This is a genomic window from Micromonospora sp. WMMD812 (assembly GCF_027497215.1).
In the GTDB taxonomy this organism is placed as follows: domain Bacteria; phylum Actinomycetota; class Actinomycetes; order Mycobacteriales; family Micromonosporaceae; genus Micromonospora.
This window is the reverse complement of record NZ_CP114904.1, coordinates 6752486-6776224: the sequence shown is the minus strand read 5'-3', so window position 1 is coordinate 6776224 and position 23739 is coordinate 6752486. Positions and strand designations below refer to the sequence as shown.

The window sequence follows — 23739 nt, the reverse complement described above, 5'->3', positions numbered from 1 at the left end:
TCCGGGGCGCGATGAGTTTTCCGGGTGCGGCCGGTCCTACCCAGATGGCGGCCCCCGCGATCTCCTTCGCTGTCGGCGCGGTGACCCGCGCGGACATCCCCGATCTGTGCGCCGACCTCGCCGAGCTGCTGCGCGGCCGTGGCCCCGGCGTCGTCACCTGCGACGTCACCGGGGTCACCTGGCCCGACGTGGTGACGGTCGAGGCGCTGGCCCGGCTGGGCCTGACCGCGCGGCGACACGGCTGGCGCCTGGTCGTCAGCGGCGCCGGCGCGGAGCTGCGACGGCTCGTCGGCCTGCTCGGGCTGACCGGCGCGCTAGCCGAGCCGGGCCGGCAGCCCGAACACCGGGAACAGGCGGGCGGTGTCGAGGAAGTTGGTGACCGCCGCGATCCGCCCGGCTGACAGTTCCAGCACGATCAGCGCCCACGGGTCGTGTCCCGAGCCGGTGAGACTCGGTCGGTACTGGCCGAACGCCGGCATGCCGTTGGCCACCACCGGCACCAGCCGCGACCCACGGCACCCGCTGCCTGTGCCGGACATCCAGGCGACGATGTCGTCGTGGCCGCGCAGCCACAGCGGCAGCGGCGGCATCGACAGGGTCACGTCCTCGTGCAGCAGCGTCGTCAGCGCCTGCAGGTCGTACGCCTCGAAGGCCTTCACGTAGCGCGCGAGCAGCGCCTTCTGCTCGTCGTCCATCGGCTTGTAGACGTCGCCGGTGGTGTCGGCGGCCGCGAGGGTGGCCCGGGCCCGCTGCAGGGCGCTGTTGACGCTCGGCACCGAGGTGTCCAGCAGGTCGGCGACCTCCTGGGCCGACCAGGCCAGCACCTCGCGCAGGATCAGCACGGCCCGCTGCCGCGGCGGCAGGTGCTGCAGCGCCGCGACGAACGCCAGCCGGACCGACTCGCGCTCGGCGACCAGGTCGGCCGGGTCGCTGCGCTCCGGCAGCAGCCGGCTGTCCGGCGCGGGGCCCACCCAGAACTCGTCCGGGCGCGGCTCGCCCGGCCCGGTGGCGCGGCCGGAGCCGGCCGGGCCGAGGTCCATCGGCGTCACCCGCCGCTGCGCGCTGGAGAGCATGGTGAGGCACACGTTCGTCGCGATCCGGTACAGCCAGGATCGCAGCGCCGATCGCCCCTCGAACTGATCGAAGCCGCGCCAGGCCCGCACGAAGGTGTCCTGCACGGCGTCCTCGGCTTCGAACACCGAGCCCAGCATCCGGTAGCAGTAGCCGGTCAGCTCCGACCGGTAGGCCTCAAGCTGCGACTCGATGGGTGCGTCTGTCGCCAGGTCGCTCACCCGGACCAAGGTAGCCGAGCCGACCCGCCGAGGCGACGGTGACATGGCGGGCGCGGCCCTTCCGTTCAGGGCATCGCGAGCACCGCGGAGGAATTTCCGCCGCCGGTGCGATGAGTTTCCCGGGCCCGGCCGGTCAGTACCGGTGCCAGTTCGACGGAGAGCAGAAGGAGCAGGCCATGACCACCACCGGGATCTTCGGCAAGGGACGGTACGCGGACGTCAACGGCATCAACCTGTACTACGAGACGCACGGCACGGGCCGTCCGATGGTCCTGCTGCACGGCGGTCTCGGCTCGGGTGAGATGTTCGCGCCGATCCTCCCCACGCTGGCCGCGCGCCACCAGGTCATCCTGGTCGACCTGCAGGGCCACGGCCGGACGGCCGACATCGACCGGCCGCTCGACGTGACCCTGATGGCCGACGACGTCGCCGCGCTGATCGAGTACCTCGGGCTGCGCAAGCCCGACGTGGTCGGGTTCTCCCTCGGCGGCGGGGTCGCGCTGCAGGTGGCGATCCGGCACCCGCACCTGGTGGGCCGCGTCGTCTCGGCGTCGGCGCACATCCGCCGCGACGCCGTCTACCCGGAGATGCTCCAGCAGCAGGGCCAGGTCAGCGGGGCCGCCGCGGAGTTCATGAAGGACACCCCGATGTACGAGCTCTACCAGCGGGTGGCGCCGCGTCCCGAGGACTTCCCCCGGCTGCTGGACAAGATCGGGGCGGCGATGGCGAAGGACTTCGACTACACCGAGGAGGTCCGCGGTCTGCAGGTGCCGACGCTGATCGTCGCGGCCGACGCCGACATGGCGCCGCCGAGCCACTTCATCGAGGTCTTCAAGCTGCTCGACGGTGGGCTGCGCGACGGCGGCTGGGCGGGCGAGAGCCGGCCGAAGGGCGGGCACGCGCTGGCGATCCTGCCCGGGCTCACGCACTACGACCTCGCGGATTCCCCGCTGTTCGCCGCCGTCACGCTCGCCTTCCTCGACAAGCAGGGCTGACTCGGTGACCCCGGTGTGCCACCCGCTACACCCGGCGGCCCTCCGGGCCGCCGGGTGGCTGGTGCCGCCACCGAGGACCGCGCCGGCTCAGACCCCCACCCGCTGCGGCGGGACGGTCAGCCCGTAGAGCGCCATCAGCTCCGGCGAATCGATCCGGCTGCCGTCGGCCACCCGGTCGCAGGCGATGTCGACGATCTGGTCCTTGTGCGCCAGCAGGTAGGGCCGCGCGCCGACGTCGGCGCTGGCCAGCGTGGCGATGCCGGACCAGTGCCGGCGGCCGAAGAGCATCGGGTATCCGCGCAGCCCGTCGTACGTGGCGCAGACCAGCACGTCCGGGTACGGCAGTGCGGCGACGCGGCGCACGGCGGTGGCGGTCAGTCCGGGCATGTCCACCGGGACCACCACCACCGCCTCGATCCCCTCGTCGTCGAGGGCGGCCAGGCCGGCCCGGATGGACGAGCCGACCCCGGTCCCCCACGCCCGGTTGACCACCACCGTGGCCTTGGTCAGGTCGGCCGTCTCCCGTACCTGGTCGGCGGCGGCGCCCAGCACGAGCACGATCCGCGCGCAGCCCGCCTCGGTCATCGTGTCGATCATCTGGCTGACCAGGGGCTTCTCCCCCTGGTGCAGCAGCGCCTCCGGACCACCGATCCGACGGCCGCCGCCAGCGGCGATGATCATTCCTGCGATCCGGTTCAGCTGTGCCCCCTCCACCGTGGCACGGCCCGGTTGGGTCCGTACCGACCTACGGACACTGCAACGAGCACGCCCAACGGGGGGTAGCGGGGCGAAAAGGAGAAATAGCACAACCGTTATGCATCGGGCGGAGCTGCCGTCGACTGTGCCGGCGATCAGGGACGGAGCCCCCGCCGGCGGAGGTCAGCCGGCCGGGGTGGGACCGGAGTCGGCCCGCCACCGCCAGTTCTGCCGGACGTACCGGACCGACAGGCCGGCGCGCTCCAGGTTGACCAGAGACTGGTTCGTCGCGCCCTCCGCCGGCTGCCCCGTCTCCGCGACCAGCCACCGGCAGCCGGCGGCCCGCGCCGCCTCGGCACGGGCCGCGATCAGCGCCGACTGGGCCCCGAGGTTGCGGTGGCTCGGCAGCGTCGCACCGGCGTTGAGCGCGCCGACCGGCCCCCGCACGAAGAGGTTGGCACCGGCGACCAGATCCGCGCCGTCCCAGACCCCGTACGGATGGAACTGGGGGTGGTCGACGCTCGTCGCCAGCATCTCGGCGAGCCCGTCGGTCGGCATGCCGAAGCCACGCAGGACCACCGCCGCCCACTCCGCGGCGTCGCTCCCGCCGACCGGGCCGACCCGCAGCCGGGTGCCGGCGCCGGGCCGGACCTGCGCGATCGGGGCCGCCACCTTCACCCAGGACGTCGTGGGCTCGATCCCGTGCGCGGCGCGGATGTCGTCCCACTCCGGGGGCAGGACCGACGGCGCGATCTGGATCACCGCCTCCGGGGTGCCCTGGGCCCGGTAGAACGCGACGACCCGGTCCACCAGCTCGCGGGTGACCGGCTCGGTGAAGCCGAACCCGAGCGCCTTGCTCCAGTAGGAGACCGGGTCGTCGCGCATCGACAGCACCACGCCGCCACCGATCCGCTCGGCGGCGATCCCCAGCCGCTCCCGGGCGGCCGGCGGCGCACCCGCCTCGTACGCGTGCATGAAGTCCGCCTCGGCCGCCTCGGCCATCGCGGTGGTCAACTCCGCATTCGTCATGTTCACTCCGACAGGATGCCGTGCTCGATCGGAGAGTTCGGCGACTGCGATGTGGCCTCGGTCACACCGCATCCGCATAGCAGTCGACAATGGACAGATCCAGAGGAAACCGCACCGGGGTGTCACCGAAGAGCAGGGAAGCAGCCCGCTCGCCGGAGCGGGTGACGGCCGCGGCGACGGCCTCGGCCTGCGCGGCGGGCGCGTGCACGATCACCTCGTCGTGCTGGAAGAAGACCAGCTCGGCGGCAGTGCCGGCCAGCTCGCCGCGCAGCGTCGCCAGCAGGGTGGAGGCCCACTCGGCGGCGGTGGCCTGGATGACGAAGTTGCGAGTGAAGCGGCCACGGGAGCGGGCGGCGCGGGCTCGCGGGCCCTGCGGGTCGGCCGGGCCGTCGAGCTCGGACGTCCCGTCGCCCGGATCGCCGAAACCGACCGTGCCCGGCGGGCACGTCCGCCCGAGCCAGGAGCGGACCAGGCCGCCGGCCTCCCCGGTGCGCGCCGCCGCCTCGACGTAGCCGAACGCGGTCGGGTAGCTGCGCTTCAGCACCGCCAGCGCGGGCACCGCCGCCCCACCGGTCTGCCCGTACATCGCGCCGAGCAGGGCCACCTTGGCCCGCGCCCGGTCGCCGCCGAACGCGTCCTGGGCCAGCGCGGCGTAGAGGTCACCGGCCCCCCCGGCCGCGGCGAGCCGGGCGTCGCCCGACACCGCGGCGAGCACCCGGGGCTCCAGCTGGCCGGCGTCGGCGACCACCAGCCGCCAGCCCGGGTCGGCCACCACCGCCCGCCGGATCACCTTGGGGATCTGCAACGCCCCGCCGCCGCGAGTGGCCCACCGGCCGGAGACCACCCCGCCCGGCACGTACTCCGGCTGGAAGCGGCCGTCGCGGACCCACTGCTCGCGCCAGGCCCAGCCGTGCGCCGTCCAGATCCGGTAGAGCTCTTTGTATTCCAGCACCAGCGGCACCGCCGGATGATCCACCCCGCGCAGCACCCAGGCCCGGGTGTTGGGCACCTCCACCCCGGCCCGGGCGAACGCGCGCAGCAGCTCCGCCGGGGAGTCGGCGTGCAGCTGCCGCACCCCGAACGCGTCGGCGATCCGGGCGGCCAGCTCGGCCAGCCGACGTGGCGGCCCGCCCACCGGGGACGCCTCGCCGAGCAGCTCGGCGAGGAGGGCGTCGTGTACGTCGGCCCGCCAGGGCAGGCCGGCAGCGCCCATCTCGACCGCGATGAGCGCGCCGGCCGACTCGGCGGCCACCAGCAGCCGGAACCGGCCGGGGTGGGCGGTGGCGGAGATCCGGGCGAGCTGGTCGGCGTACACCCGGACCAGGGCTTCGATACCCGGGCCCGCCGGGCCGGACGGGGCCTCGAAGAGCGCGCCCTGGCCGACGCCGGGCGGCGCGGGCTGGCGCGGCGGCGGATCAGGGGGCACCGGAGCGCCGGTCAGCCGGGCCCAGGCGGCGGCCAGCGAGCGCGGCTCGCCCCAGCGGCCGACGTGGCCGAGCAGCAGCGCCTCGGTCAGCTCCACGTCGTGGCAGCGGTCGACGCGGACCCCCGCCCGCAGCAGGCCCGGGTAGGTGGTGGCCCCGGACGCCCAGACCCAGCGCGGCCGCTCGGCGCGCTCGCGTGCGGCGATCGCGGCGGCCAGGTCGTCCACCGGCTCCGGCGGTCCGACGGGGTGGCCGGCGGCGTCGAGCGGTTGCAGCACGCCACCGCCGCCGCCCTCGCTCGCCACCACTGCCACCAGCACGGATGCGATTCTGCCTCGCCCCTGCGACACCGCCCCAGCCAGCCGCGCGGCCCCGGCGGCACCCGGGGGCGGCCCACCCCCCGCCGCGGGGCCGCCCGCCACGCGGCCGGCCGCCACGCGCCGCCCGGGCACGGGGCGACCCACCGCCCGACCAGGGCGCTCGTTCACGGAAAGAGTGGCCATCCCCCGTGGAATGGCCACTCTTTCCGTGAACGAGTCCGCACCTCGGCCGCACCCGGGTGCGGCCTCGTTACTTCACGGCGCCGGACGTCAGGCCGGACTGGATCTGCCGCTGGAAGATCGCGTACACGATGATCATCGGCAGGATGGAGAGCGTCAGCGCCGCGAACAGCGCGGCCCAGTCCGCCTCGTAGCCGGCGGAGGTGGAGATGCTGGCGATGCCCTGGGTCAGCACCCACTTGGCGTCGGCGCCCTCGCCCTGCATGAGGGCCACCGGCAGCAGGTACTGGTTCCACTGGCCGATGATGTTGAAGATCGCGATGCTCACGAGGCCCGGACGGGCCATCGGCATCATGATCCGGAAAAACAGCCGGGTGTGCGACGCGCCGTCGATCATCGCCGCCTCGGCCACCGAGTGCGGCAGCGTCTTGAAGAAGGCGGCCAGGAAGAAGACGGTGAACGGCAGCGAGTACGCGATGTAGACCAGGATCAGCCCGGTGTACGTGTTGAGCAGCCCCAGGTTGTTGACCACCAGGAAGAGCGGCACCAGGGCGAGGAACACCGGGAACGCGAGCCCCGAGACGAACAGGTAGTAGATCGCCCGGTTGCCCGGGAACGGGTAGCGGGCCAGCACGTACGCGGCCATCGAACCGAACAGCATGGTGCCGGCGGTGCTCAGCGACACCACGAAGACGCTGTTGAGGAAGTACCGCCCGACGTGCGCCTCGCTCCACGCCCGGGCGTAGCTGCTGAAGCTGAACGAGTCCGGCATTGCGAACGGGTTGCCGAGGAAGATCTCGGTGTTCGTCTTGAACGAGGCCAGGATGGTCCAGAGCAGCGGGGCGATCACGAGCACCGCCCAGACCAGCAGGGCGATGTGCCCGAGACCGCTGAGCAGCCCGACCTCACGGCGCCGGTCGAGAGCCGACTTGGCTTTCCTGCCGCCGGCCGGGGCGGTGCCGGCCGGGGCCGCCGGTGCGCTCGGTGCGATTTCTGTCGACATGGGTGACCCCGCCTTACAGCTCGATCGTGTCACGCCGGCTGACGCGCAGGGTGAGCGCCGCGAACGTGATCGTCAGGAAGAACAGCGCCACACCCATCGCCGAGGCGTAGCCGAACTGGGAGTAGCTGAACGCGTTGCGGTAGATCTCCATGCCGAGCACGGTGGTGGCGCCGTCCGGGCCGCCCTGGTCGACCGAGAGCACCTGCACGATGGCGAACGCGTCGAAGGCCGCGATGCCGAGGTAGACCCAGGCCACCTGGAGGGTGTCCCAGAGCAGCGGCAGGGTCACCCGGAAGAACATCGCGGCCCGGCCGGCCCCGTCGATGGTGGCCGCCTCGTAGATGTCCTTCGGCACCGACGCCATGCCGGCGGAGAAGAGCACCACGTAGAAGCCGACCGCCTGCCAGACCAGCACCCCGACGATCGACCAGAGCGCGATGTTGGGGTTGGCCATGAAGAGCACGGGATCGAGCCCGACCAGCCCCAGCGCGCCGTTGAGCAGGCCGCTGTCGTCCGGGGCGTACACCCGGCTGAAGATCACGCCGACGATGACGACGGCCAGGACCTGGGGGAAGAAGAACACCACCCGGTAGAACTTCGACCCCCAGACCCCGGACATCACCCCACCGCGGCTCCCTCCGCCCACATTCAGCATGAAGGCGAAGAAGAGCGCGATGATGATGGTGAGCAGCGGCATGGCAAGCAGCAGGACACCGTGGTGCCGGACCGCCTTCCAGAAGACGTCGTCGTTCAGCAGCCGCTCGAAGTTCTCCAGGCCGATGAACTTCGGGTTGGCGCTCACCCCCCGCCAGTTGGTCATGGCGAGATAGAACGCCTGGGCGTACGGCCCGATGACGAAGGTCACGTAGATCGCGACCGGCACCGTCAGGAAGCCGATGATGAACGGGTACCTGCCATGCCGCATGCTTGCCGCCTCCGCTCGATTCCTACCGGCGACTCAGCGCGTGAACTTCTCGATGGACGAGTCGCTCTTGACCGCGTCGGCCACCTTCTGCATCCGCTGGCAGAACTTGTCCGCCGTGCCACCGTTGAACATCAGCTCGTTGGTGGCGGCGCGGGCCTCGTCGTCGAGCTTCTTGTACCAGGTGTCGAAGCGGTACGAGAAGTAGTCGCTGCCGGCCGCGCTCAGCATCGCGTTGCCGCTGGTGAGGCCGGGCGAGATCTCCAGGCCGTCGACCGCGCCCTTGACCACGGTGAGCACCTTGGTCAGCTCGGTGAAGCCCTTGGCGCCCTCCTTGGACAGCATGTGCCGCAGGTACTCCATGCCGCCGCGCGGGTTCTTGCCCTTCGAGGCGACGAAGTACATCTCGCCGGCCGCCGCGAAGATGGCGGTCTGCGGCAGCTTGTCCGAGGTGGACACGCTGGGCACCGGCATGACGGCGTACTTGAACGTGGGCGGGGTGTCCTTGGCCTGCTCGTTCTCCAGCCAGGAACCGCTGGGGTAGAAGGCCACCTTGCCCTGGTTCTGCTGGAGCTGGACCTCGGTGTGCTTGAGGCCCAGGTGCGCCTTGTTGCCGTACTTCGCGCCGATCTCGGCCCAGGCCGCGGCGGCCTGCTTGACCGGCTCGGCCGTCCAGGCGCCGGGCTCCAGGTTGTCGATGTTCTTCAGCACGTCCGGCCCGCCGATCTTGGCGGCGCTGGTCAGGATGACCAGGTACTGGTAGTACGCGGCGTTCGCCCCGGCGTACGAGTAGGGCGTGATGCCGGCCGCCTTGATCTTGTCGCAGAGCGCGGTGAACTCGGCCCAGGTCTTCGGGGCCGCCCAGCCGTTCTTCTGGAACAGCGCGCTGTCGTACCAGAGGCCGAAGACGGTGAAGGCGTAGTTGAGCACGTACGGCTTGCCGTTGAACGTGCCCTGCTCGACGGTGCCGGGGATGAGCGTGTCCCGGACCTTCGTGCCCGCGTTGTCCAGCGACGCGGCGTCGAACAGCTCGGTCAGGTCCTGGACCTGCCCGGCCTGCACCAGCGCGCCCTGGTCCATCAGCTTCGAGCCGGCGTTGTTGACCATGTCCGGCGGGGTGTTGCTGGTGAACCGGGGCTGCAGGACGGTGGCGACCTCCTCCGTCTGGGAGAACTTCACCTCCGCCTTCGGGAACTTCTTCTTGTACGACGGGATGTGCACGTCGGTGGCGTACTTGGTGCCCAGGCCACCGTTGAAGATGACCACCTCCAGCGGCGCGTCCTCCTTGACGCCCAGCGGGTTCTCCGCGGTCTTCTCACCGGCGGCCTGCTCGGTCGGCTCCTCGTCGCCACCGGCGACGCAGCCGCTGAGCAGACCCGCGGCCGGGGTGGCCAGCAGACCCGCGGCGGCGGCCCGACGCAGAACGGTCCGACGGCTCAGCTCGACCGGGTTCTCGGGGGTAACGGACATCGTCGTCTCTCCTTGTGAGATTCGGGTCAGGCGGTCCGCCGGAGGCGCCCGGCGTACCGCGACTCGAGGGCGAGGTTGTGCTCGTCCCCGCCGGGGACGTTGGCGGAGAGGTAGATAGGGGGTACCTCTCCGGCCTGGTGGAACCGTCGTACGACCTCCGCGGTCAACAGCTGCGCCAGCAGCGCGGTGGTGACCGAGGAGACCGCACAGACCGCGCCGCCGCCCTCGAGCGGCAGCAGTGCGTCACCGTACGGCGCGCCGTTGTCCAGCACGACGTCGGCGAGGTCGGCGAGCCGCCGCCCGGACGGATGCCGGGGGGCGACCCGCGCGGTGTGCTCGACCGAGGTGACCGCGATCAACGGGTGACCGCGCCCGGTGACCAGCGTCGCCAGCTCGACGACCGAGCCGTTGATGCCGGACTGGGACGCCACCACGAACACGTCCTGCGGCTGCGGGGCCGCGAGCTCGTAGATCTGGTGGGCGATGGTGGGGTCGCGTTCCAGCTTCGGGTCGGCGAGCACGTCGCGCGGGGCATCGCCGTGCAGCACCAGGTCGTGCACCGACAGCCGGTTGGTGGGGACCAGTCCACCGGCCCGGGCGACCAGCTCGGCGGCGAACGCCTCGGAGTGACCGGCGCCGAAGGCCTGGAGCACCCCGCCGGCGCGCAGGCTGGACGCGATCAGGTCGGCGGCCCGGGTGATCCCGTCCGTCTGGGTGTCGACCACCCGGTCGAGCACTGGGCGGACCGCGTCGGCGTACCCCTGGGCGCTGATCATGAAAGGGCCCCCTTCGCGGCCTTGTGCCCGTCGACGGCCTGCGCGGTGCGCCGGAAGGCCGCGTGGGCACGGTCGTGGGTGCGCTGCGCGACGGCGATGTAGAGCAGGTCGAGAACGACCAGCTGCGGGTGGCGGGCGCTGAGCGCATCCGGTCGGAAGGTGGTCGCCTGACTGGCGGTGACCAGCACGATGTCGGCCAGTTCGGCGAGCGGCGAACGGGGGAACCCGGTCAGCGCCACCGTCGTGGCGCCCCGGCTGCCCGCCTCGGCGAGCATCTCGATGGTCTCCCGGGTCTGGCCGGTGTGCGAGATGCCGAGAGCCACGTCCCCGGCGCGCAGCAGCGCCGCGCTGGCCAGCCCCTCGTGCACGTCGTTCCAGGCCCACGCGGCGACGCCGATGCGGTGCAGGCTGAACTGCATCTCCTCGCCGACCAGCGCGCTCCCGCTGGCGCCGAAGATGTTCACCCGGTCCGCCCCGGCGATGGCGACCGCGGCCCGCTCCACCTCGGCGAGATCGAGCAGCGCGGCGGTGTCGTGCATGGCCCGCGTGTCGGCGGCCATGATCTGGTCGAGCACCCGGCCGAGCGGGTCACCGGGCTGGATCTCCCGGCCGATGTCCACCGTCCAGCCGGCGGAACGGGCCCGGCCGGTCTCGGCGGCGATGGCCAGTCGGAGATCGGCGTACCCCTCGAACCCCATGGCGCGGCAGAAACGGGTTACGGTGGCCGGCGAGGTCCCGCTCCGCTCGGCCAGCTCCACGATGGTGGAACGGGAAGCGGCCTCCGGGTCGGTCAGCACATGCTCGGCCACCCGGCGCAATGCCCCGGTCAGCTCGTCCAGCCCGGTGCGCACCCGGGCGAGCACGCCCTCGGAGGGGGCGCCGAGCGCGCCCCGACGGTCGAACGCGTCGGCGTCGACCACCGCGGTCCCCGCGGAGGTGTCCACCTCGTGATCAACCATGGGACGCCTTTCGGAAAAGACTGTTAACTGTTAGTGGTAAAAGTTCTTACTGCGGGGCCCTCCCTGTCAAGACTGTGGGCGAAGTTTTCAAACTGTTACCTGGCGCACAGCCGTCCCGACCGCGCCGACCTTGCCTGCCGGCGGCCGGCCGACCAGCATGAACGCACCGTCGCACACGCAGCGCAGGGAGGCCCGAGCGGATGTCCGGCACCGTCGTGGTTGGTCTCGACGTCGGGGGTACGTCCACCAGGGCCACGGCCCTCACCCTCGACGGGGAACGGCTCGGCACCGGCCGCGCCGGCGGCGGAAACCCCACCAGCCACGGCGCCGAACGGGCCGCCGCGGAACTGCTGACCGCGCTGCGCGAGGCGCTCGCCGGCGTCGACCCGGCCCGCGTACGGGCCGGCACGATCGGACTCGCCGGGGCGGCCCGCCTGCTCGCCGACCCGGCCGGGCGGGACGCCTTCGACCGGGCCTGGCACGACGCCGGACTCCGCTGCCCGTACGCGGTGCACGGTGACGCCCTCGTCGCGTACGCCTCCGGCACCGCCTCCCCCGACGGCACGGTGCTCATCGCGGGCACCGGGGCGATCGCCGCCGCCGTACGCGACCTGCGGCTCGACCGGGTCGCCGACGGACACGGCTGGCTGCTCGGCGACGCCGGATCAGGCTTCTGGCTCGGCCGGGAGGCGGTCCGCCGACTGCTGGCCGACCTGGACGCCGGCCACCCGCCCACGACACTCGGCCGGCAGGTGCTCGACGACCTGCTCGGCACCACCGAGGTGGCGGCCCGACCGCGGGAAACCGTCGACGCGCTCGTCCAGGCGGTCACCCGCCGCCCGCCGGTGGAGTTGGCGCGGCTGGCGCCACTCGTGGTCGCCGCGGCGGCGGTCGGCGAGCCGGTGGCCACCGGGCTGATCGCCGAGGCCGCCGGTCACCTGGCCGAGAGCGTGAGCCGGATCCGACCGCCCGCCACGACCACGCCGCTGGTGCTCGGCGGCGGCCTGCTGACCGGCGACACCCCGCTCGCCGCCGCCGTCCGGGCCGAGGCCGGCCGCCGCTGGCCGGAGGCGCCGCTGCGCTCCGCCGGCGACGGCGCCGCCGCCGCGGCCTGGCTCGCCGCCCGGGAACTGCCCGAGGTGCGTGACCCAGCCGCCCTGCACGCCCTCCTGGTCCCCACCACCCCCTGACGCACCCGCCCCACCCCGCCCCGCCGCGCCCCCCGCCCCGCCGCGCCAAGATCACGCAACTACATGCAGGTAGTGCCCTCACCGACCCACCGAGGCCACTACAACCACGTTCGAGCGCGATCTTGCCCCGTTATGGCACTCCACCGCGGTGATCAAGAGGTTTGCGTCAGGCCCAGGCCGGATTCTGACGCAAACCTCTTGATCAACCGGCGGAGGCCTGGGCGGGGCCGGGGCGGGGCGGGCGGGTCAGGGGGTGGTGGTCAGGATCTGGTCGAGGCGGCTCAGGACGTGGGAGCGCCAGCCTCCGCCGAGCAGGTCCCGCGTACGCCGCTGCAGCGGGTCGTCGGGGTCGAAGCCGGCGTGTTCCAGGAAGAGCCGCGTGCCCCGCCCCTCGGCGGCGAGCGTCCAGGTCACCACGGTGTCCAGCCGGCCGCCCCGCCACGCCCAGCTCAGCCGGCGCGGCGGGTCGAGGTCGAGCACCTCGCAGTGCACGATCCCGTCGAAGTCCTGGGCCGGGCGGGGATCCGTGCGGAAGGTGAACCGGTGCCCGACCGCCGGCACGAAGTCGTTCGGCATGAGCCAGCGGGCAAGCAGATCAGAATCGGTCAACGCTCGCCAGACCTTGGCCGGTGGGTGCGGCAGGAACTGGTCCACCGCGACGGTGCTCGGGTCACTCATCCGGCAGCTCCGCCAGCACGTCGCGCAGCGCGGTCAGGCGGCCGCGCCAGAACCGTTCGTACGGCCCGAGCCAGTCGGCGACCTCGCGCAGCGGCTCCGGTCGCAGCGAGTAGAGCCGTTGCCGCCCGGCGGGCTGCTCGACCACCAGGCCGGCGTCCTTGAGCACCCGCAGGTGCTCGGACAGGCTGGGCCGGCGCATGTCGAAGTGGTCGGCCAGCCGCTGCACCGGCTGCTCGCCCTGGTCCAGCAGCAGCCGGAGCAGCTCACGCCGGGTCGGGTTGGCCAGCGCCGCGAAGACGTCCGGCTCAGCCACGGGCGGTGGCCTGGAGCACGATGCCGTTGCCGTCCGGGTCGTCGAAGGTGGCGTACCGACCCCAGGGCGCGTCCTGGATGCCGCCGTCGGCGAAGACGACGCCCCGGGCGCCGAGCGCCGCCACGTCGGCCTCCAGGTCGTCGGTCTCCAGCACGAGACCCTTGAGCGAGCCCGGCAGCATCGTCGGGAACCAGGTCACCAGGGTGAGCGCGGTGGCCGCCCCCTTCGGGCCGACCTGCACCCAGCGCTGGTCGGGGCCCATCGGGTTGTCCGCCTGAAGATCGAAGCCGAGCACGTCGACGTAGAAGTCGCGGGCCCGGTCCTGGTCACGCACCGGAACGGAGATCAGTTGCAGATGGGTCACGGTCATGCCGACCACAATAGGTAGGAGATTTCCTACCGGTCAACGGGCGCACCTCACTTGAGCTGGCCCGCCGTGAGCCCGGACTGCACCTGACGCTGGAAGGCGACGTAGACCGCCAGCACCGGCAGGACCGCGATGGTGAGCCCGGCGAAGAGCCGAGCGTAGTCGCCCGCGTAGCCCTGGCTGACCGACAGCGCGAACAGCCCCTGGGCCAGCACCCACTTGGACTCGTCGCCCTGCATGAGCACCTGGGGCAGCAGGAACTGGTTCCAGTGGCTGAGGAAGTTGAAGATCCCGACACTGATCAGTCCCGGACGCGCCATCGGCAGCATCACCCGGAAGAAGAGCCGGAAGTGACCGCAGCCGTCGACCAGTGCGGCCTCCGCCACCGAGGTCGGCAGGGTGCGGAAGAACGCGGTCAGGAAGAAGACGGTGAACGGCAGCGAGTACGCCGAGTACACCAGGATGAGCCCGGCCCACGTGTTGAACAGCCCGGCGTTGCGCACCACGAAGAACAGCGGCACCAGCGCGAGGAAGACGGGGAACATCAGCCCGCCGACGAACAGGTAGTAGACGAACTGCTTGCCGCGGAACTCGTACCGGGCGAAGACGTACGCGGCGGTCGCGCCCATCAGCATGGTGAGGCTGACCGAGCCGGCGACCACCACGATGCTGTTCAGGAAGTACCGGCCGATGTGCGCCTCGGTCCAGGCCCGGGCCCAGTTGTCGAAGCGCAGCGCCGACGGCAGGCCCCACGGGTCGCCGAGGATCTCGCCGTTGGTCTTGAACGAGCTGACGAACATCCACAACAGCGGCAGCACGGTCAGCGCGCCCCAGAGCAGCAGGAAGCCGTGCGAGAACACGTTCGCCACGCCGAGCTCGCGGCGTACCGGCCGATCCTTGGCCGCCGTCTGCCCTGCGACCGTGGCCGGAGCGGGCTTGTCCAGTGTGGTCACGAGAGTTCGATCCGATCACGCCGGCTGGCGCGCAGCGCCAGCACCGCCACCGACAGGGTCAGGAAGAACATCACCACGCCGATCGCGGAGGCGTAGCCGAACTTGGTCTCGCTGCCGAACGCGGTGTCGTACATCCGTACCCCGATCACGTCGGTGGAGAAGTTCGGCCCCCCGTTGGTCATCAGCTGCACCAGGATGAAACCGTCGAGGGCGAAGATGGCCAGGTAGACCCAGGCCACCTGGACGGTGTCCCAGAGCAGCGGCAGGGTGACCCGGCGCAGCGTGGTGAACCGGCTGGCGCCGTCGAGCATGACCGCCTCGTAGATCTCCTTGGGCACGGCGGCCATCGCCGCGCCGAAGAGCACCACGTAGAAGCCGACGTTGCTCCAGACCATCACCGCGAGCACGCACCAGAAGGCGGTCCGCGGGTCGCCGAGCCAGGTCGGCGAGGAGAGGCCGAGCGCGTGCAGCGCGCTGGTGAGCAGGCCCTTGTTCGGGTGGTAGACCTCCTTCCACAGCAGCGCGATGATCACCACGGAGAGCACCTGCGGGAAGAAGTAGACTGTGCGGTAGATCGAGGTGCCGCGTACCCCCGTCACCCCGGCGCGGCCCTTGCGCCCGCCCATGTTGAGCATGGTGGCGAAGAACAGCCCGAGCACGATGGTCAGCACCGGTACGAGCGCGAGCAGGATCGCGTTGTTCTTCAACGCGTTCCAGACGTAGTCGTCGCGCCAGAGCGTCTTGAAGTTCGCCAGCCCCACCGAGTTGGCGTCGGCCGAGTAGCCGAGCCAGTCGGTGGTGGAGATCTGGAACGCCTGCAGGTACGGCGACACGACGAAGACGATGTAGAGCAGGACCGGCGGCACCAGGAAGGTGACGATCAGCGGGTACTTGCCATGTCTCACGGTGAGGTCCTCTTCCGGTGCGACGTCCGGTGCGGGCGCGGACCGCGCCCGCACCGGACGGGTGTCACGCGGCCCGCTTGTACTTCTTGATCGAGGTGTCCTGGGCGATCGAGTCGGCGCCCTTCTGACACTGGTCGAGGAAGTCCGCCGGGCCGATCCGACCACTGAAGAACTCGCCGCACGCCGCGTCGACGAGGTTGCGCTCCAGCTTGCGGTAGTAGTTGTTGTACACCCAGTTGAAGCCGTTGGCGCCGGATGCGTCCAGCGCCTTGACCACGGTGGAGAGCCCGAACGGCAGGTCCACGCCCTCGGTGGAGCCGGCGACCACGGTCAGGCTGGCCACCTTGCGGGTGAAGTCCTGGGCGCCGGCCTTGGAGAGCATCACCCGGAAGTACTCCAGGCCGCCCGCGAGGTTCTTGGCCTTGGCCGGCACCATGAACGGCTCGCCGGCGGTGCCCCGGATCGCCTCGAACGGCAGCTTGTCGCCGCTGCCCAGGCTCGGGGTCGGCGCCACGGTCATGTTGAACCCGGCCGGGGTGACGTCCTTCTGCTCGCTCTCCAACCAGGAGCCGCAGGAGATGAAGGCGGCCTTGCCCTGGCACCAGGCGGTCTGCGACTGCTTGTGGTCCAGACCCGGCGAACCCTCCAGGATGTACTTGTCCTTGACGATCTGGTGCCAGGCGTCGGCCGCCGTCTTCATGGCGTCGGACTTCCAGGCGTTCGGCTCCAGGTTGTCGATCGCCAGCGCCACCGACGGCCCGCCGAGCTTGATCGCCGTGGAGATCACCGGCCAGCTCATGTAGCGCGGGTGCAGGCCGGCGTACGTCCAGGGGGCGATGCCGGCGGCCTTGATCTGCTTGCAGAGCGCGATGTGCTCGTCCCAGGTCTTCGCGTACTGCCAGCCGCGGTCGGCGAAGAGCTTGGTGGAGTGCCAGATGCCGTAGGCGGTGTAGGTGTAGTTGAGCACCAGGAACTTGCCGTCGTACGAGCCGACGTCGACCGCGCCGGGCAGCAGGGTGTCCTTGACCGTCTTGCCGGGGATGTCGAGGCTCGGGGCGGCGAGCAGCTCGCCGAGGTCGGCCAGGGCGTTCTGGGAGACCAGGCCGTTGAAGTCGATCTGGCCGGCGCCGGAGTTGTTCACCACGTCCGGCGGGGTGCCGTCGACGAAGCGCGGCTGCAGGGTCTTGCTGATCTCCTGCGTCGCCGAGTGGTTGATCTTCGCCTTCGGGTACTTCTGGGTGTACATGGCCTCGTGGGACTTGGCGTACTCCTCGCCGAACCCGCCGTTGAAGATCACCACCTCGAGCGGGGCGTCCTCCTTGACCCCCAGCGGGTTCTGTTCGCTCTTGGTGCCCTTGTAGACGCCGGCGTCGCCGTCGTCGTCACCGCCGCCGGTGGCGCAGCCGGCCAGCAGGCCGGCGGCGGGAGTGGCCAGCAGGCCGGCGGCGGCGCTCCGCCGCAGGATGTCACGCCTGTTCATGCTCTCTCCTCGGTTCGGGCCGGGCAGCCGCCGTGGATGGGGGTGACGACCGCCGTACGAGGCGCTGGGGGATCTGTTGCTTGTCTTCAATTCGCAGATTGTTGCTGAAGAATTTCTACGGCAGCTGCGCCGGGACTTCAACCCCCGTGAACCGAACCGTTATTCAGGCCGGCCCGGCCGGGCTGGCATACCCTCGGCCCATGCGCCGTCTGGCCCAGCTCGCCGCGGCGACGCCGGCCGGCCGGGAGCGCTACGTCGACCTGCTCCGCGCGCTCGCCATCGTCCTGGTCGTGCTCGGCCACTGGGCGGTCGCCGCCGTCGGCGAGGACCCCGCCGGCCGGCCCACCGCCCGCTCGGCGCTGCCCGACCTGCCCTGGGCGTATCCGGTGACCTGGGCGTTCCAGGTGATGCCGGTCTTCTTCCTGGTCGGGGGGTACGCCAACGCCGCCTCGCTGGCCGCGCACCGGTCCCGCGGCGGGGACGCCGGCGGCTGGCTGCTGGCACGCAGCGCCCGGCTGCTGCGTCCCACCACCACGCTGGTGCTGGTGCTCACCGGGGCGGCCCTGGTGGCCTGGGCGGCCGGCGTGTCGGACACCCGCATCCGCACCGTGGTCTGGTTCGCGACGATCCCGCTGTGGTTCCTCGCCGCGTACCTGCTGGTGGTGCCGCTGACCCCGGTGATGGTGGCGCTGCACCGGCGCTTCGGCCTCGTCGTGCCGCCGGTGCTGGCGGCGCTGGTCGTCGCGGGCGACCTGGGCCGGGCGCTCGGCCCCGCCCAGCTGGCGCTCGGCAACTACCTCTTCGGCTGGCTGGCGGTGCATCAGCTGGGCATCGCCTGGCGGGAGGCCGGCAGGCCAGGGCGGGAGGCCGGCAGGCCAGGGCGGGAGGCCGGCAGGCCAGGGCGGGAGGCCGGCAGGCCAGGGCGGGAGGCCGGCAGGCCAGGGCGGGAGGCCGGCAGGCCAGGGCGGGAGGCCGGCAGGCCAGGGCGGGAGGCCGGCAGGCCAGGGCGGGAGGGCGGTAGCCCCGGGCGGGAGGGCGCCGGCCGCCGGCTGCCGACGTCGCGGCGGGCCGGCTCGGCGGCGCTGCTCGGCGGCCTGGCCGCCACCGTGCTGCTCACGGCCGGCCCGTACCCGGTCAGCATGCTCAACGTGCCCGGCGAGCGGCTGGACAACGCCGCGCCGCCGAGCCTCGCGCTGCTGACGCTGACCACGGCCCAGCTCGGGCTGATCCTGCTGCTCCGCGGTCCCGCCGACCGCTGGCTGCACCGGGACCGGCCGTGGCGACTGGTGATCGCGGTCAACGCCGTCGTCCTGACCGTCTTCCTGTGGCACCTGACCGCCGCGATCCTGCTGGTCGGCGCCCTGGACGCGGCGCACCTGCTGCCCACCCCGCCGGTCGGCTCGGCCGCCTGGCTGGCCTGGCGGCTGCCCTGGGTGTTGCTGCTGGCCGTGGTGCTGGCCGGCCTGGTCGCCGTCTTCGGCCCGGTCGAGGCGCGCAGCGGCCGCCGCCGGCGACCGGTTGGCGCCGGCCGGCCGCACGGCGACCCGCCGCCCGGCCACCGTGCGCCGGCCACAACGTCGGCGGCCAGCCGCGCCGAACGGAAGCCGGCGGCCAGCCGCGCCGGACGGGGGCCCGCGGCGGGCGGGCGCCGCAGGACCGTCCGAGCCGCGCTCACCGTGGGCGGCTACCTCGCCGTCGTGTGCGGTCTGGTGATCAACAGTCAGACGCCGAAGGAGGCCGCCGAGCCGCTGGGCGTGCCGGTCCCGGCCCTGGTGGCGTACGTGGCCGGGGCCGGCGCGCTGCGGCTGCTCAGGTCTGGGTCGGGAAGCCGAGGTTGACCCCGCCGTGCCGGGGGTCCAGCCAGCGGCTGGTGACGACCTTGCCGCGGGTGAAGATCCGCACGCCGTCCTCGCCGTGCGCGTGCAGGTCGCCGAAGAGCGAGGACTTCCAGCCGCCGAACGAGTGGTACGCCATCGGCACCGGGATCGGCACGTTGATCCCGACCATGCCGACCTCCACCTCGTGCTGGTAACGGCGGGCCGCGCCGCCGTCGTTGGTGAAGATCGCCGTGCCGTTGCCGTACGGGCTGGCGTTGACCAGGTCCAACGCCTCGTCGTACGAGCCGACGCGGAGCACGCTCAGCACCGGGCCGAAGATCTCGTCGGTGTAGATCGACATGTTCGGGGTGACATGGTCGAAGAGGGTCGGCCCCAGCCAGAACCCGTTCGGGTCACCGTCCGGCTCGACGGTCCGGCCGTCCACCACCGGCACCGCGCCGGCCGCCACTCCCGACTCGACGTACGAGCGCACCCGGGCCGCGTGCGCGGCGGTGACCAGCGGACCCATGTCGCAGCCGCGCCGGCCGTCCCCGGTCCGCAGCCCGGCCATCCGCTCGGCGATCTTCGCGACCAGCGCGTCGGCCACCGGGCCGACCGCGACCAGCGCGGAGATGGCCATGCACCGCTCCCCCGCCGAGCCGAACCCGGCGTTGACCGCGGCGTCGGCGGCCAGGTCGAGGTCGGCGTCCGGGAGCACCACCATGTGGTTCTTCGCTCCGCCCAGCGCCTGCACCCGCTTGCCGGCGGCGGTGCCGCGCTGGTAGACGTAGCGGGCGATCGGGGTGGAGCCGACGAACGACACCGCCTGAACGTCCGGGTGGTCCAGCAGCGCGTCCACCGCCTCCTTGTCGCCGTTGACGACGTTGAGCACGCCCTCCGGTAGCCCGGCCTCGACGAACCACTCGGCGAGCAGCAGCGCCGCGCTCGGGTCCTTCTCGCTCGGCTTGAGGACCACGGCGTTGCCGCAGGCCACCGCGACGGGGACGAACCACAGCGGCACCATCACCGGGAAGTTGAACGGCGAGATCACCGCGACCACCCCGAGCGGCTGGCGCAGCGTGTACGAGTCCACCTCGGTGGAGACGTTCTCGCTGAACGCGCCGCGCAGCGCGGACGGGATGCCGCAGGCGTACTCGATCACCTCGAGCCCGCGCTGCACCTCGCCGGCCGCGTCGGCGAGCACCTTGCCGTGCTCGGCGGTGATCACCTCGGCCAGCCGGTCCCGCCGGGCGTGCACCATTTCGCGGAACGCGAAGAGCACCGACGTGCGCTTCGCCAGCGAGGCGTCGCGCCAGGCCCGGGCCGCGCGGGCGGCGGCCTCCACGGCCACCGCGACGTCCGCGGCCGAGGCCAGCGCCACCTCACCGGTACGCCGGCCGGTAGCCGGGTCGAACACGTCCCCGCGCCGCTCGGAGGCCCCGGCGAACCGCTTGCCCTCGACGAAGTGGGTGATGACGGCGCTCATGCCGGCACCCCCGCCGCGGCGGCGGTGCGGATCGCGTCGACCAGGATGGCCAGCCCTTTTCGGGCCTCCTCCTCGGTGAGCGTCAGCGGCGGTCCCATCCGCAGCACGTTGCCGTGCAGGCCGCCCTTGCCGACCAGGAGCCCGCCGGCCCGGCACGCCTCGAACGCGCGCACGGCGCACGCCGGATCCGGTTCGGTGGTGCCCGGGTGGACGAATTCGACGGCGAGCATCAGCCCCTTGCCGCGTACCTCGGCGACGCAGTCGAGGTCGGCCACAGCGGCGCGCAGGCCGTCGGCGAGGATCGCGCCGGTGCGGGCCGCGTTGGCCTGGAGGTCGTGGTCGAGCAGGTAGTCGAGGACCGCGTTGCCGGCGGCCGTGGAGACCGGGTTGCCGCCGAAGGTGGAGAAGCTGATCGCCGGCACCGACTCGAGCACCTCGGCGCGGCCGACCACGCCGGCGAGGGCGAAGCCGTTGCCGATGCCCTTGGCGAAGGTGAGCAGGTCGGGCGTGACGTCGTGCGCCTGGTAGCCCCAGAAGTGCTCGCCGGTACGCCCCCAGCCGGTCTGCACCTCGTCGGCGATGAACAGGATCCCGGTCTCGTCGAGCACCTTCTTCCAGGCGGCGAAGAGGCCGTCCGGCGGGTGGACGAAGCCGCCGACGCCCTGGATCGGCTCGGCGATCAGTGCGGCCACGTCACCGGCGGTCTGGGTGGCGAGCACCTCGCGCAGGTCCTCCACCGCCGCGTCCACCTGCTCGTCGGCGTCCAGCCGGGAGAGCAGCCCGCGCAGCCGCTCGCCGGAGTGCAGCCAGGCCACCTGCAGCGGGTTGAGCGGGCTCGCCGACCAGCCGCGGTTGCCGGTGACGCCCATCGCCGCGTACGACCGGCCGTGGTAGCTGTTGCGGACGGCGAGGATCTGGTGCGAGCGGCGGTGGTTGGTGGCGACCAGCAGCGCCGCCTCGTTCGCCTCGGTGCCGGAGTTGGTGAAGAACACCCGGGCGTCCGGGATGCCGGAGAGCCGCGCGATCTTCTCGGCGAGCTCGACCTGCTGGCGGATCAAGTAGAGCGTCGAGGTGTGCACCACCCCGGTGCGCAGCTGCCGCTCGACGGCCTCGCGGACCTCGGGGATGTCGTAGCCGAGCATCGTCGTCAGCACGCCGCCGAAGAAGTCCAGGTAGGTGCGGCCCTGGGCGTCGGTCACCCGGCGGCCCGAGCCGGAGACCAGCTCGATCGGTTCGTCGTAGTACAGCGGCATCCAGGTCGGGAGCACGGCCCGGTGCCGGGCCAACAGATCGTCGGTGGTCATCGTCGCACCCTTCGCTTCGCGGTTACCGCACGCTTTCACCACCCCGAGGGCGCGACAAGAGTCAGCGTGTAGCGCGAGCCTCCGCCGGGCCTGACAGACCGTCAACGGACTGGCCCACGTTTTCCGTTGTGACAGCTCGTTCAGGGCGCGCTTCCGGTGGCTGCACCGGCGTTCGACCGTCGTTTTCCGCGCCGGCACGGCGGCCGGCGCGCCGCCGCCGCGACCGGCCCGAACCCGGCCCAGCCGACGGCCGGCCCGGCTGAGCGGCCGGTACGATCCGGACGTGCCCGAGCGTCCCGCCCCACCCACGCCGGGTGCCACCGATTCCGCGCCAATCACCGGCGTACCCGTGCCGGTGCCGCTGGCCGGCGCCCTGCTGGTCGGGGACGGCGAGCCGATCATCGACGGGATCGCCAGGTGGATCGGCGCCCCGCCGCTGCGCGGTCTGGTCGCCCGCTTCGGCGGGCGGTGGCCGGCCGGCGACCTCGCCACGCTGCTGGCCGGCCTGGACGACTTCACCGGACGGCACTGGGACTTCCGGGGCGGTCGGGAGCGGCCCGAGGCGCGGGAACCGGCCCTCGACGCGGCCACCGCCGGGCAGGTCCACGACGCCGCCACCGCGCTCGGCCTGGTCCGCCCGGAGCCGCCGGCCCGCCCCGGGTACACCCACCTGGTGGTGCTCGGCGGGCTGGCGCACGCCTGCCTTCGCCGGGTCGCGTACGCGGCGCACCTGCTGCGGCGGGGCCTGCCGGTGGCCGGCGAGGTGGCGGTGCTGGGCAGCTTCCGTCCGCTGTCCGAGATGGAGCTGCGGGCCCTGGCCGGCGCCGGCGTGACCGGCTGCGCGACCGAGGTCGACGCGCTCGACGTGGCCGTGCGGCTCGCGTTCGGCGTGACCGCGCCGGCCGAGCAGGACGGCCTGGACGCCGGCCATCCGCACCACTCCTGGTCGTCACGCACCTACCGACCCGCCGGCACGCCGCCGGTGCGGGTGCTCGCCGCGCCGTCCAGCGAGCCCGAGCGGCGCCGCGCGCACACCGCCGACACCCAGCGGTTCTGGGCCGAGCACGCCCGGCTCGCCGGCGGCGACCCGGTCCTGCTGGTCACCGCCCCGATCTACGTGCCGTTCCAGCACTGCGACGCGCTGCGCACCCTCGCCGTGCTCTACGGGTGCGGGATCGACACGGTCGGCGTCGACCCGGCCCTGCCCGACCTGGCCCGGCTGCCCGAGCAGACGCTGACCCCCGGCCGCTACCTCCAGGAGATCCGCTCCGCGATCCGCTCGATGCGCGCCCTGCACGCCGCTCTGGCCGCCCGCGAGGGATGAGCCGGGAGGCTCCTGCCACCGCCCGACCGGTTCGTCGCGGGTGCGGCTCAGGCGAAGACCAGCAGCGGATCGGTCTCCGCGCGAACGCCGACGAAGCAGGCGGCCGAGGTGCGACACCCCTCACGCACCTCGCGGACGCCGTGCATCCGTCCTGCCTCGAACATCACCAGGTCGCCCTTGCCCGGCAGCACCGTGTCCAGCGGTGGGCCGACCCGCTCCGGCTCGATCCCGTAGTCGAACGGGTCGGTCTTGAGCGCCACGAACTCCTCTTCGGACAGGTGGCCCCAGAAGTCGATCTCACCGCCCGCGCCGGGCTCCGGCACCTCCAGGTAGATGTTCACCCCCAGCCGGCGGTGCAGCCGGTAGGTGTCGAGCAGCGGGATCTGCCGGCGGTCGATGTGTGGGCGGCCCCGACCGCCCGGCGTCATCCGGCGCAGCACCCCCGGCAGCATCATCCGGCCGTCGTGCCGCCCGACCGTTGCCCCGTACGGCCACATCTCGTCCAGGTCGAGCCGGATCAGGTCGGTCGGTGACTGCTGCCCGGCGAACACGTCGTGGCGGATCAGCCGGGTGGTGTCGGCGGAGGTGTCCAGGTAGCGCTGGACGCTGTCGCCGCCGTTCGCCACCTCGCCCATCGACGTGCCGACGCTGGTGAACTCCTTGGTGAGCAGGAAGTTGGCCTCGTCGACGGCGCGGACCACCCGGGGCAGTGCGGCGTCGCACTGCTCCGGCGGGTAGTACTCACGGTGCCAGATCACGTCGATCTCACCAGTCGCCAACTCCCGCAGCGACTCGGTGGTCAGTCGGTCCCGGCGGCGTAGTTGATCACTCACATAAGCTCCTCGTCAGGCTGGCT

Annotated in this window: 23 protein-coding genes; 5 read left to right on the top strand and 18 right to left on the bottom strand. The window is 72.5% G+C overall.

Annotation, left to right across the window (positions count from 1 at the left end; genetic code table 11):
- The first annotated feature begins 44 nt into the window (after positions 1-44).
- A complete protein-coding gene (locus O7603_RS31295) occupies positions 45-401 on the top strand; it encodes an STAS domain-containing protein (protein WP_281573306.1) in 357 nt (118 codons plus the stop codon).
- Here O7603_RS31295 and O7603_RS31290 read toward each other — a convergent pair.
- Complete coding sequence (locus tag O7603_RS31290; RefSeq protein ID WP_281573305.1) at positions 315-1292, bottom strand: sigma-70 family RNA polymerase sigma factor; 978 nt, start codon at positions 1290-1292, stop codon at positions 315-317. The genes O7603_RS31295 and O7603_RS31290 overlap by 87 nt on opposite strands.
- Before the next feature lie 176 nt (positions 1293-1468).
- On the opposite strand from O7603_RS31290, the gene O7603_RS31285 reads away from it, so the two are divergent.
- On the top strand, positions 1469-2287 hold the full coding sequence (locus O7603_RS31285) for an alpha/beta hydrolase (protein WP_281573304.1): 819 nt from the start codon (positions 1469-1471) through the stop codon (positions 2285-2287).
- A gap of 87 nt (positions 2288-2374) precedes the next feature.
- On the opposite strand, the gene O7603_RS31280 is transcribed toward O7603_RS31285, so the two are convergent.
- The 8 genes from O7603_RS31280 to O7603_RS31245 all read right to left on the bottom strand — a co-directional run bounded on the left by O7603_RS31280 (position 2375) and on the right by O7603_RS31245 (position 11066).
- Positions 2375-2968, bottom strand: a complete 594-nt coding sequence (locus O7603_RS31280) for an NTP transferase domain-containing protein (protein ID WP_281573303.1) — start codon at positions 2966-2968, stop codon at positions 2375-2377.
- 198 nt (positions 2969-3166) lie between these two features.
- Positions 3167-4012, bottom strand: a complete 846-nt coding sequence (locus O7603_RS31275) for a GNAT family N-acetyltransferase (protein WP_348651096.1) — start codon at positions 4010-4012, stop codon at positions 3167-3169.
- 61 nt (positions 4013-4073) lie between these two features.
- Complete coding sequence (locus O7603_RS31270) at positions 4074-5786, bottom strand: bifunctional 3'-5' exonuclease/DNA polymerase (RefSeq protein WP_281573301.1); 1713 nt, start codon at positions 5784-5786, stop codon at positions 4074-4076.
- 220 nt (positions 5787-6006) lie between these two features.
- Complete coding sequence (locus tag O7603_RS31265) at positions 6007-6939, bottom strand: carbohydrate ABC transporter permease (protein ID WP_281573300.1); 933 nt, start codon at positions 6937-6939, stop codon at positions 6007-6009.
- A 13-nt stretch (positions 6940-6952) separates the two neighbouring features.
- A complete protein-coding gene (locus tag O7603_RS31260; protein ID WP_281573299.1) occupies positions 6953-7864 on the bottom strand; it encodes a sugar ABC transporter permease in 912 nt (303 codons plus the stop codon).
- A 33-nt stretch (positions 7865-7897) separates the two neighbouring features.
- On the bottom strand, positions 7898-9331 hold the full coding sequence (gene ngcE / locus O7603_RS31255) for an N-acetylglucosamine/diacetylchitobiose ABC transporter substrate-binding protein (protein ID WP_281573298.1): 1434 nt from the start codon (positions 9329-9331) through the stop codon (positions 7898-7900).
- 26 nt (positions 9332-9357) lie between these two features.
- Positions 9358-10107 carry an SIS domain-containing protein gene (locus O7603_RS31250; protein WP_281573297.1) on the bottom strand — a complete coding sequence of 250 codons (750 nt, stop codon included), beginning with the start codon at positions 10105-10107 and terminating at the stop codon, positions 9358-9360.
- Positions 10104-11066 carry a MurR/RpiR family transcriptional regulator gene (locus O7603_RS31245; protein ID WP_281573296.1) on the bottom strand — a complete coding sequence of 321 codons (963 nt, stop codon included), beginning with the start codon at positions 11064-11066 and terminating at the stop codon, positions 10104-10106. The genes O7603_RS31250 and O7603_RS31245 overlap by 4 nt, the downstream gene beginning before the upstream one ends.
- A gap of 200 nt (positions 11067-11266) precedes the next feature.
- Here O7603_RS31245 and O7603_RS31240 point away from each other — a divergent pair, with 200 nt between their 5' ends.
- Positions 11267-12256 carry a BadF/BadG/BcrA/BcrD ATPase family protein gene (locus O7603_RS31240; RefSeq protein WP_281573295.1) on the top strand — a complete coding sequence of 330 codons (990 nt, stop codon included), beginning with the start codon at positions 11267-11269 and terminating at the stop codon, positions 12254-12256.
- A gap of 246 nt (positions 12257-12502) precedes the next feature.
- On the opposite strand, the gene O7603_RS31235 is transcribed toward O7603_RS31240, so the two are convergent.
- The 6 genes from O7603_RS31235 to ngcE (O7603_RS31210) form a co-directional block, all read right to left on the bottom strand.
- Entirely contained in the window at positions 12503-12934 is a 432-nt protein-coding gene (locus O7603_RS31235; protein WP_281573294.1) for an SRPBCC domain-containing protein, read from the bottom strand.
- Positions 12927-13247 carry a metalloregulator ArsR/SmtB family transcription factor gene (locus O7603_RS31230; protein ID WP_281573293.1) on the bottom strand — a complete coding sequence of 107 codons (321 nt, stop codon included), beginning with the start codon at positions 13245-13247 and terminating at the stop codon, positions 12927-12929. The genes O7603_RS31235 and O7603_RS31230 overlap by 8 nt, the downstream gene beginning before the upstream one ends.
- Positions 13240-13617 carry a VOC family protein gene (locus O7603_RS31225; RefSeq protein WP_281573292.1) on the bottom strand — a complete coding sequence of 126 codons (378 nt, stop codon included), beginning with the start codon at positions 13615-13617 and terminating at the stop codon, positions 13240-13242. The genes O7603_RS31230 and O7603_RS31225 overlap by 8 nt, the downstream gene beginning before the upstream one ends.
- A gap of 47 nt (positions 13618-13664) precedes the next feature.
- Positions 13665-14567, bottom strand: coding sequence for a carbohydrate ABC transporter permease (locus O7603_RS31220; RefSeq protein WP_281573291.1), 903 nt, complete (start codon positions 14565-14567; stop codon positions 13665-13667).
- A complete protein-coding gene (locus O7603_RS31215) occupies positions 14564-15472 on the bottom strand; it encodes a sugar ABC transporter permease (protein ID WP_281573290.1) in 909 nt (302 codons plus the stop codon). The genes O7603_RS31220 and O7603_RS31215 overlap by 4 nt, the downstream gene beginning before the upstream one ends.
- Positions 15473-15536: 64 nt before the next feature.
- Positions 15537-16952 carry an N-acetylglucosamine/diacetylchitobiose ABC transporter substrate-binding protein gene (ngcE, locus tag O7603_RS31210; RefSeq protein WP_281573289.1) on the bottom strand — a complete coding sequence of 472 codons (1416 nt, stop codon included), beginning with the start codon at positions 16950-16952 and terminating at the stop codon, positions 15537-15539.
- Between the two features lie 200 nt (positions 16953-17152).
- On the opposite strand from ngcE (O7603_RS31210), the gene O7603_RS31205 reads away from it, so the two are divergent.
- Positions 17153-18790 carry an acyltransferase family protein gene (locus O7603_RS31205; RefSeq protein ID WP_281573288.1) on the top strand — a complete coding sequence of 546 codons (1638 nt, stop codon included), beginning with the start codon at positions 17153-17155 and terminating at the stop codon, positions 18788-18790.
- Here the strand turns inward: O7603_RS31205 and O7603_RS31200 are convergent.
- Both O7603_RS31200 and O7603_RS31195 read right to left on the bottom strand, forming a co-directional pair.
- Complete coding sequence (locus O7603_RS31200) at positions 18762-20255, bottom strand: CoA-acylating methylmalonate-semialdehyde dehydrogenase (RefSeq protein WP_281573287.1); 1494 nt, start codon at positions 20253-20255, stop codon at positions 18762-18764. The two genes, O7603_RS31205 and O7603_RS31200, sit on opposite strands and share 29 nt — an antisense overlap.
- Complete coding sequence (locus O7603_RS31195; protein WP_281573286.1) at positions 20252-21559, bottom strand: aspartate aminotransferase family protein; 1308 nt, start codon at positions 21557-21559, stop codon at positions 20252-20254. The genes O7603_RS31200 and O7603_RS31195 overlap by 4 nt, the downstream gene beginning before the upstream one ends.
- Before the next feature lie 283 nt (positions 21560-21842).
- Between O7603_RS31195 and O7603_RS31190 the strand changes: the two genes are divergently transcribed.
- The gene (locus tag O7603_RS31190; protein ID WP_281573285.1) at positions 21843-22883 is read left to right on the top strand and encodes a hypothetical protein; all 1041 of its coding nucleotides are present in this window, start codon (positions 21843-21845) and stop codon (positions 22881-22883) included.
- Between the two features lie 47 nt (positions 22884-22930).
- Here the strand turns inward: O7603_RS31190 and O7603_RS31185 are convergent, their stop codons facing one another.
- Entirely contained in the window at positions 22931-23716 is a 786-nt protein-coding gene (locus O7603_RS31185) for a 2OG-Fe(II) oxygenase (protein ID WP_281573284.1), read from the bottom strand.
- Positions 23717-23739 lie beyond the last annotated feature (23 nt).

Excerpts from the sequence above, each read along its gene's own strand:
- O7603_RS31295 (WP_281573306.1), top strand. The coding sequence starts at position 45 with ATGGCGGCCCCCGCGATCTCCTTCGCTGTCGGCGCGGTGACCCGCGCG.
- O7603_RS31285 (WP_281573304.1), top strand. The coding sequence starts at position 1,469 with ATGACCACCACCGGGATCTTCGGCAAGGGACGGTACGCGGACGTCAAC.
- O7603_RS31280 (WP_281573303.1), bottom strand. The coding sequence starts at position 2,968 with ATGATCATCGCCGCTGGCGGCGGCCGTCGGATCGGTGGTCCGGAGGCG.
- O7603_RS31275 (WP_348651096.1), bottom strand. The coding sequence starts at position 4,012 with ATGACGAATGCGGAGTTGACCACCGCGATGGCCGAGGCGGCCGAGGCG.
- O7603_RS31265 (WP_281573300.1), bottom strand. The coding sequence starts at position 6,939 with ATGTCGACAGAAATCGCACCGAGCGCACCGGCGGCCCCGGCCGGCACC.
- O7603_RS31260 (WP_281573299.1), bottom strand. The coding sequence starts at position 7,864 with ATGCGGCATGGCAGGTACCCGTTCATCATCGGCTTCCTGACGGTGCCG.
- ngcE (WP_281573298.1), bottom strand. The coding sequence starts at position 9,331 with ATGTCCGTTACCCCCGAGAACCCGGTCGAGCTGAGCCGTCGGACCGTT.
- O7603_RS31250 (WP_281573297.1), bottom strand. The coding sequence starts at position 10,107 with ATGATCAGCGCCCAGGGGTACGCCGACGCGGTCCGCCCAGTGCTCGAC.
- O7603_RS31245 (WP_281573296.1), bottom strand. The coding sequence starts at position 11,066 with ATGGTTGATCACGAGGTGGACACCTCCGCGGGGACCGCGGTGGTCGAC.
- O7603_RS31240 (WP_281573295.1), top strand. The coding sequence starts at position 11,267 with ATGTCCGGCACCGTCGTGGTTGGTCTCGACGTCGGGGGTACGTCCACC.
- O7603_RS31235 (WP_281573294.1), bottom strand. The coding sequence starts at position 12,934 with ATGAGTGACCCGAGCACCGTCGCGGTGGACCAGTTCCTGCCGCACCCA.
- O7603_RS31225 (WP_281573292.1), bottom strand. The coding sequence starts at position 13,617 with ATGACCGTGACCCATCTGCAACTGATCTCCGTTCCGGTGCGTGACCAG.
- ngcE (WP_281573289.1), bottom strand. The coding sequence starts at position 16,952 with ATGAACAGGCGTGACATCCTGCGGCGGAGCGCCGCCGCCGGCCTGCTG.
- O7603_RS31205 (WP_281573288.1), top strand. The coding sequence starts at position 17,153 with ATGCGCCGTCTGGCCCAGCTCGCCGCGGCGACGCCGGCCGGCCGGGAG.
- O7603_RS31200 (WP_281573287.1), bottom strand. The coding sequence starts at position 20,255 with ATGAGCGCCGTCATCACCCACTTCGTCGAGGGCAAGCGGTTCGCCGGG.
- O7603_RS31195 (WP_281573286.1), bottom strand. The coding sequence starts at position 21,559 with ATGACCACCGACGATCTGTTGGCCCGGCACCGGGCCGTGCTCCCGACC.